This is a genomic window from Methylomonas albis (assembly GCF_014850955.1).
Lineage (GTDB): Bacteria > Pseudomonadota > Gammaproteobacteria > Methylococcales > Methylomonadaceae > Methylomonas > Methylomonas albis.
Genome location: NZ_JACXSS010000001.1, coordinates 4,073,241 through 4,086,517 on the forward strand (window position 1 = coordinate 4,073,241; position 13,277 = coordinate 4,086,517).

General features: G+C 50.1%; 10 protein-coding genes and 2 pseudogenes. 4 read left to right on the forward strand and 8 right to left on the reverse strand.

Annotated features, from left to right (window positions below):
• Positions 1 to 69: 69 nt before the first annotated feature.
• The 4 genes from EBA_RS18685 to EBA_RS18700 all read right to left on the reverse strand — a co-directional run bounded on the left by EBA_RS18685 (position 70) and on the right by EBA_RS18700 (position 3,745).
• The gene (locus tag EBA_RS18685; protein WP_192377337.1) at positions 70 to 1,719 is read right to left on the reverse strand and encodes a sulfotransferase family protein; all 1,650 of its coding nucleotides are present in this window, start codon (positions 1,717 to 1,719) and stop codon (positions 70 to 72) included.
• Between the two features lie 75 nt (positions 1,720 to 1,794).
• A complete protein-coding gene (radA, locus tag EBA_RS18690) occupies positions 1,795 to 3,162 on the reverse strand; it encodes a DNA repair protein RadA (RefSeq protein WP_192376106.1) in 1,368 nt (455 codons plus the stop codon).
• A gap of 12 nt (positions 3,163 to 3,174) precedes the next feature.
• Positions 3,175 to 3,405 carry a hypothetical protein gene (locus EBA_RS18695; RefSeq protein WP_192376107.1) on the reverse strand — a complete coding sequence of 77 codons (231 nt, stop codon included), beginning with the start codon at positions 3,403 to 3,405 and terminating at the stop codon, positions 3,175 to 3,177.
• A gap of 124 nt (positions 3,406 to 3,529) precedes the next feature.
• A complete protein-coding gene (locus tag EBA_RS18700; protein ID WP_223146712.1) occupies positions 3,530 to 3,745 on the reverse strand; it encodes a hypothetical protein in 216 nt (71 codons plus the stop codon).
• Between the two features lie 441 nt (positions 3,746 to 4,186).
• Between EBA_RS18700 and EBA_RS18705 the strand changes: the two genes are divergently transcribed.
• Positions 4,187 to 4,498: a hypothetical protein gene (locus tag EBA_RS18705; protein WP_192376108.1), complete on the forward strand. Its 312-nt coding sequence runs from the start codon at positions 4,187 to 4,189 to the stop codon at positions 4,496 to 4,498.
• Between the two features lie 172 nt (positions 4,499 to 4,670).
• Here EBA_RS18705 and EBA_RS18710 read toward each other — a convergent pair whose 3' ends face one another.
• Entirely contained in the window at positions 4,671 to 5,600 is a 930-nt protein-coding gene (locus EBA_RS18710; RefSeq protein WP_225616370.1) for a 2OG-Fe(II) oxygenase family protein, read from the reverse strand.
• A 218-nt stretch (positions 5,601 to 5,818) separates the two neighbouring features.
• Between EBA_RS18710 and EBA_RS18715 the strand changes: the two are divergent.
• Positions 5,819 to 7,398, forward strand: a pseudogene (locus tag EBA_RS18715) (IS3 family transposase).
• A gap of 149 nt (positions 7,399 to 7,547) precedes the next feature.
• Here EBA_RS18715 and EBA_RS25030 read toward each other — a convergent pair.
• Positions 7,548 to 7,909, reverse strand: a pseudogene (locus tag EBA_RS25030) (IS3 family transposase); the annotation flags it as partial.
• Positions 7,910 to 8,214: 305 nt separating this feature from the next.
• Between EBA_RS25030 and EBA_RS18725 the strand changes: the two are divergent.
• Together EBA_RS18725 and EBA_RS18730 are read left to right on the forward strand one after the other, a co-directional pair.
• The gene (locus EBA_RS18725; RefSeq protein WP_192376111.1) at positions 8,215 to 8,844 is read left to right on the forward strand and encodes a hypothetical protein; all 630 of its coding nucleotides are present in this window, start codon (positions 8,215 to 8,217) and stop codon (positions 8,842 to 8,844) included.
• A gap of 97 nt (positions 8,845 to 8,941) precedes the next feature.
• The gene (locus EBA_RS18730) at positions 8,942 to 9,778 is read left to right on the forward strand and encodes a sterol desaturase family protein (RefSeq protein WP_192376112.1); all 837 of its coding nucleotides are present in this window, start codon (positions 8,942 to 8,944) and stop codon (positions 9,776 to 9,778) included.
• Between the two features lie 333 nt (positions 9,779 to 10,111).
• Here EBA_RS18730 and EBA_RS18735 read toward each other — a convergent pair whose 3' ends face one another.
• Positions 10,112 to 11,704 carry a phospholipase D-like domain-containing protein gene (locus EBA_RS18735; RefSeq protein ID WP_192376113.1) on the reverse strand — a complete coding sequence of 531 codons (1,593 nt, stop codon included), beginning with the start codon at positions 11,702 to 11,704 and terminating at the stop codon, positions 10,112 to 10,114.
• Positions 11,705 to 11,764: 60 nt separating this feature from the next.
• A complete protein-coding gene (locus EBA_RS18740; RefSeq protein WP_192376114.1) occupies positions 11,765 to 13,261 on the reverse strand; it encodes an endonuclease/exonuclease/phosphatase family protein in 1,497 nt (498 codons plus the stop codon).
• Positions 13,262 to 13,277 lie beyond the last annotated feature (16 nt).

Here is a 13,277-nt window from a genome sequence, read left to right on the forward strand (position 1 = left end):
ACCAAGACATGGACGCATGCAACCCCGAATACGGCAGGAAGCCGATTCGGGGTTTTTTATGCGCACTTCCTATTCTTGGTAGCCAAATACGGCAATATAGGGTTTTAGTATGGGCATGACAGGCTCATAAAACGCCTGATAATGCTGCCAACGAGCCAATGACCGGGTGTAAATTGGCTGTGTAACATCCACAAAGCTGGGTGTCGCTATGAACCGACCTTGGGCTTTTTCGTGAAATGCATTGATTTCGTCAGTCCACTCAAGATTCAATAACTCAAAGACTTGCCGAAATGAATTTTCAAAATGATTGACGGTATCTTCATAGCGTAATTCGATAAATTTCGGTTGCATCATGGGTTTGATGGTTAACCAAAGCTTCATCACCGCGGCATATTGTTCGGCTACCCCCTGCCAATCGGTGAGGTTGGCGGTGACCGCGGATGGCGCAAAAGCTTGCTGAAAACAGCTCAAACAAACATCACGGGGGTCGCGCAAGGCGAATAAAATTTTGGCCTCAGGAAATAGGCAGGCGATCAGTCCAATGTCAATGCTATTCAAAGCCACTTTATCGATAAAGCGGCTTTGAATAGCGGTTTGACCATATTCTTCACGAACTCGTTGCCAATAATACTGCCTTAATTGGCGAGCTTGATCGATACCGAGTAGGCGCACGCCATCAACCAGATTGTCTATGCGGCATTTTGTAAATTTTTGCAGTTGTAGTATCAGGCCGTGAATCAAATCATTTTCATCCGAGGTTTCCACCTCTGGATGCGCGGCTAGGACTTGTTCTGTGAGGGTCGTACCTGAACGTAAGAAGCCCATTAAAAAATGGGGTGTCGGCAGATCGTCGGCAAAATCGGTAACTGACCAGCGTGACAGCAGTGCCTGGTCGTATCCAGCCTGATTATTTTTAATGGCTGTGAATATTTGCTGTTTATCCAATGCCTTTATTTCGGGTAATTCTTTATATCGTTGCTTAGCTTGTAAACAGGCCTGAAACGAGGCCTCGTATTCACCTGTTTTGTCTAGTACACCGACTAGTTCTTGCCAGGCACGTGCGGTTTGTTGCGGATTGAGGTTAGCCTTAATTACTGCTTCAAACCTTCGTTTGGCGGTGGATAAATCGCCTAAATGGGCCTCGATAATGGCCAGCATATTGTTGCAAGCCGGTTCGTTGGGGCGAAGCTGGCAAACCCGTTGAGCATAGGATAGAGCTTCCGAGAAGCGATTGACCCGCACCAAATAAAGCGCGTGGTTGTTCAAGGCTACGGGATTGACTGGTTCCAGAGTAACCGCGAGTTCGGTCAGCTCAATCGCTGTGACAAGATCGCCCCAATGATGCAGTTGTTCGGCAAGTTCCAGAATCAAGCGTACTTCGCGCTTGATCTGCGCGTTATTTTTTAACTGTTTGGCCGCTTGCTTTAGATAGCTTAAACCCTCTTGAATTCGATGCTGCCAGCAAAGGGCTTGGCCAAGTCCTGCCAGCGCCTCGGCATTAGTCGGCTCTAATTTGAGTGTTTGTTGGAACCAATGCGTAGTTGCTAAGACATCGCGCTGTCCGACTGCCTGCCATGCCATTTTGAGTGTTTCAACGACAGTCAGTTGCGTTGCCGGTGTGCTTTTGTTACCGCAGCAAGCTTTAAATTTCTTACCGCTATTACAAGGACAAGGATCGTTGCGGCCTACTTTAGCCGAGACATTGGCAGTATTTTTCATATTCCCTGAAAGTGAAAACGCAATAAAGCGGACATAATAACACTGCTGGTTAAGCGAGTTTTGCAGAGATGATTATTACAAATCCGCCAACACCGCCAGCGCTTCTTGAATATTACTGACCGCATAGATTTGCAAGTTCTTCACCACATCCTTGGGTTTATTGCTTTTCGGGATGATCGCTCGCTTGAAGCCGTGTTTAGCGGCTTCATTGAGGCGGGCGTGGCCATTGGCTACCGGGCGAATCTCGCCGTTCAAGCCCACTTCGCCAAAAAACACCGTATCGTAAGGAATGACACGGTCGCGCAGGCTGGAGACTACGCCGACCATGATCGCTAGGTCGCTGCTGGTTTCAGACACCTTGATGCCGCCCACCACGTTGGCGTAAATTTCGTCGTTGCCGGTGAAAATGCCGCCGTGGCGCGACAACACCGCCAACAGCATCGCCAGCCGGTTTTGATCCAACCCCACCGCCAAACGGCGCGGATTGCCGTATTGGCTCTCGGTAACCAAGGCTTGAATCTCCACCAGCAAGGGCCGTGTGCCTTCCCACAACACCGTCACCACGCTGCCCGGCGACGGCTTTTCCGCGCGGGATAAAAACATCGCCGACGGGTTTTTCACTTCCTTCAAGCCGCTGCTTTCCATCGCAAAAAAACCCAATTCGCCGACGCTGCCGAAGCGGTTTTTGTCGGCGCGCAATACCCGAAATCTTGAATCGTCGGTGGACGACAATACTACCTGCGCATCGACGATATGGCTCAAAGTCATCGGCCCTGCCAGCGATTGATCCTTGGTAACGTGGCCGACCATAAAAAACGACACACCGGTACGCTTGGCGTACTGAGTCAAATAGCTGGCCGACTCGCGTACTTGCGATACCGAACCCGGAGCCGAATCCGAACCCGAGGAGTACATCACCTGAATCGAATCGATGATCACCACCTTGGGCTGCTCTTCGTCGAGTATCTGGCAAATCTGTTGCACCGATGTTTCCGCCAGCATCTTGATGCCTGCGGCATTGAGTTGCAGGCGATGGGCGCGTTCGGCAATCTGTTGCAGCGATTCCTCGCCGGACACATACAGCACCGGCAATTGCTGAGCGATATGGGCAATGGCTTGCAGCAGGATGGTACTTTTGCCCGCGCCCGGCGCACCGCCGATCAACACCACGCTGCCGGTGACGATACCGCCGCCCAGCACCCGGTCAAACTCGGCCAAACCGGTGGAAATCCGTTCGGCTTGCGCCAGATTAACGTCCAACAACAAGCGCACTTCACTCCGGCTGCCTGCATAGCCGGAGTTGTCGCGCGCGGTTTTGCTGCTGCCCAGCTTCACTTCCTTGATGCTATTCCAGGCCCCGCATTGGTTGCATTGTCCGGACCAACCGGGATAGTCGGCGCCGCATTCGGTACAGACATAGGCGGATTTTGATTTTTTAGCCATTGAAATACAGATTTAGCGAGTTAGCCACAAACCAGCCAGATCATAGCTGAGCTGCTGGTAGTGTTTGATTGCAAGCATATAAACGGTGTCGGTCTGCAAGTAGAACAACTTCGCGGATCGGCATATATCGCTCGGGATTTTTTCTATCACGTTCAACGCTTCGATCGATTCGGGGTTGTGACGAGCAAACAAGCGTCCCATTTGCGGATGCCGCTCAAGATTGGAGATGACAGGGTCACTCAAACTACCCAGCAACCGGTCTTAAGCTTGCGGAAAATCATGCTCTTGCCAATAGTCATCGATGTTTTGCCAATTGGCGAGAAAGTTATAGGTAAAACGTAGCTACATGGATCAGACGGATGCGGATTTAGCCCGGCCTTTTTTGATTTCCTTTAACGCTACGCGGGCATCCTGCTGATGCCCCGCCGACATCCGCCAGCCCACGTTCAACTTCACGCAGTAACAATACATGGATATGCGCAGGCTCCAGACGATGATAATGATCCAAGCGCTCGGCACCAATCACGCGGAAACTGGGTCCGCGCCCGGAAAACTGCACTATCTCTGCCGCTGCAATACTCATGATGGCTCCAGATTAGTTTGCTCAATATTATGAGCCTTAGGCGGCGTTGTATAGCAAAACTTTCCCTGTTTATGTAATCTCATATTATGCCTATCGTCATTAATGAAAAACACGCCAGGTTGAGATGATGGCAAGACAGGTCAGGCCGTGATTGGGTTAGCCTTAGGACTTGGATCCCGCTTTCGTGATCAGACCTCAGTCAGCGGATTCCATTCGGGACAACAGAAATAGCTTCAGAAAAGTCCGAATTTATGGCTGCAATCTTTTACTGTCACACCCGATTCAAAATGACTACTTGGCAAACTGGGGCGTCTATGTCGGGTCTCCTATAGGCTTCGCGAATTTTCAGCTTTTTGCGCAAAAAATCAGGTATAAATTTTGACAAACAGGATAGTAAAGCCGACTATTGAGCTCACTATTTAGCATTTTCGGACAATTAAGATGACCCTCCCTAAAAAAATATCTGTTCTAACGCTTTTATGCCTGACAACAAATATGGCATGGTCTGAACCCGTTAACTTTTGCAAAGTTGAAAGACTTTATGACAACGATGTTAGCGTTCCGGCCAAGATTGTCTATGAAGACTGTTCCGGCGTCGCGTTTCTTTGGTATGCCAAGTCTTACGTAGAAGCGTCTTGCTGGAATAATGCTGTCGATTTATTGAAGGGAAAGTGTGAGCAAAATAACGTCGATCTCAAAGACTCTGCAACGGATCTATCCGCGATTGAAACGCAAGAAGAACAGCAAGAATAAAAGCGTTTTAGTGCAAGCACTATCCAATGAACCGATAGTATCGTTTTTACTGACAAACGCGATTTTCGCGCTTATCGCTGGAAAAATCGCCAGCCATTTGAAACTCTGCTTCGCGTAGAGTGAGCTGGTTAACTTTGTCGCTATCGTGACTACTGTCGTTGCCAGGCCCTCTCTATTCCGGCAAACAAAGTTGCCATGTGGGTATCAGGCGCGCAAATATTTCGATCCCTTCAAGTTCGTGTCGCAAGATATTCCAACGCGCCAGGTCAAACGAATCCCGATACAAACACGCAACCCAATCTGCCAGTAACACGGCGGCATAAGTCTCGGCATCGTTAGTATCACAGATGGAAAGACCTGCGCTGTGCTGGTACCCGGTCACAATGGTTTGCTCATCATAGCCCCAGCGATGTAGTGCGATCGCAGCTGTACCTGCACGAAATGTCGTATCCTCCGGGAGACTCAATTCTGCTGCCGAGGCAATAGGATTCAGTAAGGTCGGCAGCTCAGAGAAATGAATGTTGGTAAACAAGGCTTGAACGTGCGCGGCAAGTTCCGGGGTATTCGCCGCATGCCAGAAATTGAAGACGACTGTTTGTCGCGGTTGGGTAACCTCGGTGACTGCATGGTATGAATCGACGTGAAGCAGAAAGCCAAAGGCTTTGTTGTACTCAGGATTAACACTGAAAACCGCATCACTCTCCGGCGAAGAGAATAACTCCAGAACGCCGCCATGTTCAGCTTGCCATTGCTTATTGAGTTGCACGACCAGTCGAACAATCTCATAACCCACCAGCGGCCGGTCGCTATGTATACCAATGACTTGTCCAGGCAGCATTCGTTGAGCCGTGACCAATACACGATTAACGAGCGGCAAGCCTGTAATCTCGCGCATTCTACCGAGCACTTCCGCCTGAAAAGCAGCGGAAATACTCTCGGTAACGTCTCTTAGAGAACACCGATAAAACGCGCCATCCCGATGCTGCCATTCAGCGTCTTGCAAGAATAAACACCCCAGCGCCGCACACTGCTCCTCAGAAAATGCCGAATTGACATAAAAAAACGGGAAGGGATTATCGTGGTGGATGGGCTGCGCGAGCAAGGGCTAAACTCCTACATAGATGTTATGCGAACCTTGCATTCGCAAAATTGTCGGATTTACATTTTCCCCAACATGCTACCGGTATCCTGTATTTTATGTAAGGAGGGAGCTGCAAAACTTGAAAAACCGAGCGGAATTTGTGGCACGAACCACTAACCCCCCGCGTCAGAATAGTTGTCGCCTCAAACTTTTAGACACTTTGAAATTTGAGATAAAAAATGATTACCCCGAAAAAGCAGTATTCTGACGAGTTCAAAGAGCAAGCCCTGGCAAAAGTCTACAACCGTGGAAAACGCACTATTCAAGACATTGCCGACGAATCGAACCTCAGTATACACACCCTAAAAACCTGGATGAGCAACACAGTACCGACCGCCACCTCCACACCCACCCCGGCCAAGCGCCCTCAAGATTGGCGTCCCGAAGAACGCCTGTTGGCACTCCATGAAAGCCATGGCTTGACCGGTGAAGGGCTGAGTGCCTGGTGTCGGCAACGCGGGCTATTTGCGCATCAACTCGTTCAGTGGCGAAGCGATTTTTGCGCTGCCGCCCGACCGCGTTCAGGTGGCGATGACAGCCTGATGCTGCGCGGCCTGAAAGCCGAGAATCAACGCCTGGAGCGCGAACTGAACCGTAAGGACAAGGCCCTGGCTGAAGCCGCTGCCTTGCTGATCCTACAAAAAAAGGTCCGGGCGCTGTTGGCGGGCGAGGTCGAATGACATCCCTTCAGCAGCGCCAACACCTGATTGAATCCGTCGCCGAAGCGACCATGGCCGGTGCCCGCCAAGACCAAGCCTGTGCGGTGTTGGGCTTAAGTTCGCGCACCTTGCAGCGCTGGCAAGCCGGTGAAAACCTGGGCGAAGACCGGCGACCGCTGCGGCAATACATGCCACCGCATGCGTTGACCGAGGCCGAGCGCACCCACATTTTGACCGTGGTCAATTCCGTTGAATTTGCGGATTGCCCACCCAGCCAGATTGTTCCGCGCCTGGCGGATCAGGGCATTTATCTGGGCTCCGAATCGACGATCTATCGCATTCTAAAAGTCGCCCGGCAACTGAAACACCGTCGCAGTGAACGCCCTAGCCAGCCTCGCACCAAGCCCAAAGCCTTAAGTGCGACGGCACCGAACCAACTTTACAGTTGGGACATTACCTATCTGCCGACCGCCATCAAAGGCCAGTTCTACTATCTCTACCTGTTCCTCGATATTTTCAGTCGTCAGATCGTCGGCTGGCAGGTGTTTGCAGAAGAAAGCAGCCACTACGCCAGCGAGCTGTTGCGGGATATTGTTGGGCGCGAAGGCCTACAACCTGGGCAAGTCATCCTGCATTCCGATAACGGCAGCCCCATGAAAGGAGCGACTATGCTGGCCACCCTGCAACAGCTCGGCGTCATGCCCTCACTGAGTCGCCCGGCGGTCAGCAATGACAATCCGTATTCGGAATCGCTGTTCAAAACCTTGAAATATCGTCCGCAATACCCGTTGAAACCGTTGGCCGACCTGAGCGTCGCTCGTGAATGGGTAGCCGATTTAGTGCATTGGTATAACCACGAGCATCGGCATAGTGCCATTGGCTTCGTGACCCCGGCCCAACGCCATACTGGATTGGACGAGGCGCTGTTGAATCAACGCAAAGCGCTTTATGAAGACGCCCGCCGCCAAAATCCGCGACGATGGAGCCAAAACACTCGGAATTGGAACAGAGTCCATACCGTGAAATTAAATCCCGATCATGCCGAACCCCAAAACAAAACGACCCAGGAGATTAATAACCAGGAGAAAATAGCTGCTTAAGATTTTCACCTTGAGGCGACAACTAGCTTGAAATTTTCCGCTAAAAAACGAAAAAGAGCCAGCCGTTAAATCGTTGAAAACTCAAAAATCATCGACAATTTAACAGGCTGCACAAGACTGATGTGTCAACACTTTTTCCGGACACACGACTAAGCAGCTTTTGGCTGCCTTTCATATGTCACGGGCGACTGATAACCATCGATAGAATGCTATCACTCGTGGTTATGATATATTCAAACCCCGCCTGCTTAGCCTCAGCGCGGGTTTGGTAGGGATGATGGTGTATCAGCTCGGTTTTTATGGATGAAAGAAACGTTCCGATACCGCATTATCCCAGCCGTTGCCTTTACGGCTCATGCTCTGCCGGATACCGTACTCCTTTAATAGCGTTCGTTGACTTTCCGAAGCCTATGCTGCCACGGTCGCTATGCCATAACAAGCCCAGCGGGCTTACGCTTCCAGTTGTGCTCTCTGGGTAAATGGCCATCAGCAGCGCATCGTTAAATAGCCTGTGTAAAAACGCTGACTGCAAGTTAAGACTACGCACGTGAACGTCAGCTTTTTTTACACTGATCAATGCGGGTTAAATTAGCCGTTAGTTATCTATCTAAATAGAAAGCGTTTTTTTATATTGGCACTAAGTTTGCTTTGACTATGCGAGGCTAACTGTGGTTTGTCGCTATATTGCCCAATATTTATTAGTTACCTTTATTCCGCGGAACGTTCGCGGGTTAGAGGAAATTTATTCGGCTTTTGATTTCTTTGTAACAAAGCCGCAAAAAAATACACTTTATCAAGTCGACTTGGGAATTAATCATGAAGCATATTAGTAAAAAATTAACGACAGTCTCCGCAGCATTTGTTCTGCTCTTAAATACAACAACACAGGCTTCGCCGGTAACAAATTTGGTAACCAATGGATCAATGAACTTTTCCCTTGGCAAACCGACGGGTTGGACATTAATCACTCCCGGAGGCGAATTATGGAATACTTTTGAGCCCGGAATCCTCAGTAGTGATGGCGGATCTTATTTTGGTATTCAGGACTTAAACGCTTTTGCGCCCAGATTCTCTGCTGGTGGTCTTTATCAAACCATTGACAACCTGACTATTGGAGCAACTTACCGCCTGTCATTTGAATCGAATGAAGAACATACCAACCCTAATGGCTTGGCACGATGGGAAGTGTCTTTTGGAAACCAAACTGGATCTAGCACCTTAACCAATACCACCTGGATTACCGATACTCTACAATTTACCGCGACCAACACCTCAGAGACCTTAAAGTTTCTGGCAACATTTTTGCCAGGCGCGAATCCCCAAATCCTTAATCTCGATGGCGTCACCTTGACACAAATCTCATCCGTCCCCGTTCCCGCTGGCATTTGGTTGTTCGGTTCTGGTATTTTGGGTCTAATCGGATACGGCAGACGAAAATCAATTTAATCCGCATTTTTCTGACAGCATTCCAGATTGATCGAAGTAATTCGGCGCTTTTGATTTACTCCACAAGCGCCGTTTTTTTGTGACTATCGAGTAAAGCATGGAACTGATAAATCAATGGGTACAATTGCTCTCTGAGAGCACGCCAAGATTATTGGGACTGGCTGCTTGGCTGCTAATTATCATGTTGCTCTTAACCCCTTTAGAGCGCTTGTGGCCAGTAAAAAAACAAAAGGTCTTCCGTAAAAATTTTATCGATGACCTTTTTTATTATTTCATGGGCGGTATTATCCCCGCTTTTTTTGTGGTGGCCATTCTTTATCCGGCGAAACTAGTACAAACTCAACTCCCGCAGAGTGTTTACTTTTGGGTCGGCGAGTTGCCGTTTTGGTGCCGTTTAGCCGCTACGCTGGTGCTGGGAGAAATTGCGTATTATTGGGCTCACCGTTGGTCGCACGAAGTTCCTTATTTATGGCGCTTTCATTCTATCCACCATAGTCCAACAGAGATTGATTGGCTGGTGAATACTCGGGCGCATCCTATTGATTTGGCGTTTGATCGATCAGTTAGCTCTAGTTTTCTGCTGCTTGTGGGACTCGGCCATCGAGCCAACAGCGACATCTTGGATCTTGTAGCTATGATTTTGATTTTTAACACCACATGGGGCTTTTTCATTCATACTAATTGTCGAATTCGTCTTGGTTTCCTTGAATATTTAATTACTAGCCCGGCATTCCATCATTGGCACCATGCCAACGACAATCCCGAGGTAATCAATAAAAACTACTCGGCATTACTGCCCTGGGTAGATAAATTGTTTGGCACGTTTTATTTGCCCCGCCATCAGCTTCCGCAACAGTACGGCATTAATAATCCAATACCAGATACCCTAGTCGATGAGTTGCTTATGCCATTCCGTAAACGCACCAGCAAATAACTACTCTACCCACTGATATGCAAAATCCGACCGATTCTCTTCGAAAAGTAGGTGAGGTATTTTGATGCTTTTAGTGGCTATAGACGTTGGTGCCGGCTGAAAATTGACCACCTGTAAGGTAATTGATCAAATCCACCATATGCGAACCACCCGTGAATTGGGGCTAGAAAGCCATAAATAGTCCCAATCAATTGTTGCTTGAAATCTGCTTGTAAGAGAAAGTACAGAGGAGTTCTTGATAACTCCACGGGGGCTTGCAAACCGAGCCAAAGCCTTATCACTGGCTTTCCCTGATTCCGGATGACTTGGTTGGGCGCACGCCTGAAACGTTTGTCAATAAAACACCCTAAACAAGCGCTGAATCTGCCCAAACTCGTACAAATATGGCTGCGCCACGTCTCTATTGGCGGCGACGACGATCAAGTCGTGGGAGAACACCGAGGTGTTGTACCAGTTGAAACTGCCATCGATGACGATGTAATCGTCGATTACGCAATATTTGCTGTGGATGGGCGAGTAAGGTACCGGCAAGTCGTCCTGGCCGTAGACCAAACCCACGCGTATCCCGGCGTCACGCAAGCGTTGCACGGCCGGTAACAGCGGCCGTGCCAGTTCATCGGCCATGCTGCGCTCAACGCCGATCTTGCCCTGCCGGGCCAAGTGGCCGTTAAACAGCAATTGCACATCCACACCACGGTCGCGGGCTTGAATCAAGGCTTGGACCACGCTGTCGTGATGATCGCCCAGCAAGTCACCGATCAAAAATAAACACAGTTTCAAAGAACGGCGCGCGCGGTGAATTTCCGCCAATATGGCGTGATGCGGCCGATAAACTCTGCCGTTGGCCATGGTGTGCCGGCCGAAGGTGTATAACAAATTGAACGGGCTAAGCGGATCGACGCCGTACTTTTGGATCACGCCGCCGCGCTGGCTTTGGAAAATATTATCCAACAAGCGGCTCACGCCCTTGGAATGAAAGCTCATCCCCGACTCCCAGTTGGCCCACCAACGATCAAAGGTGATGTTGAACGAGCCGATGATGCAATCTTCGTCGTTGAAGATCACAAACTTGGTGTGCATGTCCGGCTCCACTTCGATCAAGTGGTGTTTGGGCGTGCAAAACACCCCTACCAGTTCGATGCCGGAACGTTTCAAGCGCGCATAATTCTGACTATTGGTCAGGGTCATCTTCCGCCAATCGACGATGCATTGCACCCACACGCCCTGCTGGCTGGCGTGAATCAAGTGGTTAATAAAATCGCCGTCGTCGATGCAATCCACGCTGACCTTGATGGTGCATAAGCGGTCAGGCTGGCTGTGTTTGGCCGCGATGACTTTATCGATATGATCGTGAATAAAGCGCTTGGGGTGATAGGGATGAAACTGTTGGCCCTTGGTGAATTTTGGCGTCAGTTGCAAGGAATCGAAATGATGGTTGTACCAATCCACATCGCTTTGCAACTGGCCTGGGTCCAGCTCGTAACTGCGGAAATGGTTGGGCGTAGCCCAATGCTCGTTAATATGGCGCTGCTGCGGGTGGTTATCGCGCAACTGGTCGCCGTCCATAAAAATGTAATCGTGGCGGGAGGCAATGGAGTGCTCGCCCAAATGCACGATAAACGAAAATTTGATGCAGCTGATGTTGCCGAACTGCGCGGAATAAGGCATGACGTAAAAATCCCGCGTCGAGCGTTTGTGCTTATCCCACTGCACATCGTAAGCATCGGTATCGACGATATAGGTTTCGCAAATCGACTCCCTATACACCTTCACTACCACCTTCAAATTGGCGGTAATGCCATGCGACATGTCGAAGTCTATCTTGCCCCAGCGAACGTCGAAGCTTTCCCTAAAGTCGTTACCGCGTTGAAAACAACCACCGAGTTTGCCAAATACCGGTCTGGCGTAATGTTCTGCTACTTGCATATCGTGCTGCCTAATTAAACAAGCTTAAATTCAATCGTAAAATCGCCTTAGCAATTTAGTCTATAGCGGCTCAAAGGTCATCAGATAGCCGCAATGATCGGACACCGGTCCGTAGTCCTGCTCGGTGAACACAGTTCGCGCCGAGCCGGCCCGCAAACCGCTATCTCTGTCCATGAAAATGTAATCGATCCGATAATCGTCGGCCAGATAATCCCGCCAATGTGCATCGTTCACCCGAAAAATCTGTTCGAACAGCGCCGGGGCGTTGGCGGCCAGATATTGATCGTCGTATTGATGGCCGTTGACCACTAATTGGTAGCCAGTCGAGCCGGCGGCGATATTGAAATCGCCGCACAGCAAGGTGGCATCCACCTCGCCACTGCGTTTACCATCGGCCCAAGCGGATAGCCGTTGAAATTGTTGCTGAAAGCCGTCTTCCCACCAACTTAAATGCGCGGAAAATACATCGATGGTGCCGATGTAAGGCACCTTGATCCGCGCTGACACCACTTTGCGGGAATGGATGCTGTAGGCGTCATGGCTATCGGACACATAGCGCGCCTCTTGCTCGGCCAAGGGATAACGGCTGAGAATGGCCACGCCCTCGCGGAACTTATCAAAACCCAGGTGCGACCAATCGCTATACAAATGAAACGGCTGGGGCAACCGTTGATTGATGATATTTGCGGAATTCGAGGGCCAATCGCCATGCCCGTCATTCCAGTGCTCAGCCACTTCTTGCAAGCAGACTATATCGGCGTCCAGTTCGTCTATGGCATGCGCAATTTGCCAGAACTTTCGGTCTTGCTCGTCTTCCTGGTAACAATGCAGATTCAAAATCAACAGTCGCAGCGGTGCGCGGCTCAGAATGTAATTTTGGCCGGCGCGGTTATCCCATAGCGTCTGCGCCTTGTTTTCGCAGCAGATGCTGTATTGCAGACGAAACCCATCCCCTACCTTGATCCGTCCGCTCCACAGCTGAGCAAGATGCAGACCGGCATAAACCGCTTTACTGGCGGATTTTCTGACGGCCTGCCGGCGGCAACTGGTGGTATGGCTGTGTTGCCAATTATCGATGGTCCAATGTATGGTTACATGGTCTATTTCCAGCGCGGCGTCCACCGCCAGCTTGATCGGCACGGAATGCTGGCCATCTCGAAGTTGTTCGGCGTGGCTCAATTGCAGTATGGCCGCGGCACCGGTCAATCTGCCGCCGCTGCCGGCACCGCTAAAATAATCGGCGCCTTCGTTGTTATCCCAATATTCGCTGCCGGCTGCTTGCAAACGCAAAGCAAAACGAATATCGCCGGGAATGTCGGCATGCGCTTGCGGCGGAAACACGATTTCAGCCTGCCAATACTCCTGGCCGTCTTCCGCCTTGCGGTTAAATAAGGCTGGCAAAAAGTGCCAAACCCCATCGTCTCCGGCCCAGAGTACTTCCACCTGTTTGTCATAATCCAGGTCCGCGACTCGCATCAAAAACAGCAAGGATTGCTGGCAGGCCGCGGCTTTGCCGGTCACGTTATTGGCTACATACAACAATTGGATGTTATCCATAGCTCCCCCTGGAGGT

Coding starts and splice junctions, on each gene's coding strand:
- EBA_RS18685 (WP_192377337.1), bottom strand. CDS start 1,719: ATGAAAAATACTGCCAATGTCTCGGCTAAAGTAGGCCGCAACGATCCT.
- radA (WP_192376106.1), bottom strand. CDS start 3,162: ATGGCTAAAAAATCAAAATCCGCCTATGTCTGTACCGAATGCGGCGCC.
- EBA_RS18700 (WP_223146712.1), bottom strand. CDS start 3,745: ATGAGTATTGCAGCGGCAGAGATAGTGCAGTTTTCCGGGCGCGGACCC.
- EBA_RS18705 (WP_192376108.1), top strand. CDS start 4,187: ATGACCCTCCCTAAAAAAATATCTGTTCTAACGCTTTTATGCCTGACA.
- EBA_RS18725 (WP_192376111.1), top strand. CDS start 8,215: ATGAAGCATATTAGTAAAAAATTAACGACAGTCTCCGCAGCATTTGTT.
- EBA_RS18730 (WP_192376112.1), top strand. CDS start 8,942: ATGGAACTGATAAATCAATGGGTACAATTGCTCTCTGAGAGCACGCCA.
- EBA_RS18735 (WP_192376113.1), bottom strand. CDS start 11,704: ATGCAAGTAGCAGAACATTACGCCAGACCGGTATTTGGCAAACTCGGT.
- EBA_RS18740 (WP_192376114.1), bottom strand. CDS start 13,261: ATGGATAACATCCAATTGTTGTATGTAGCCAATAACGTGACCGGCAAA.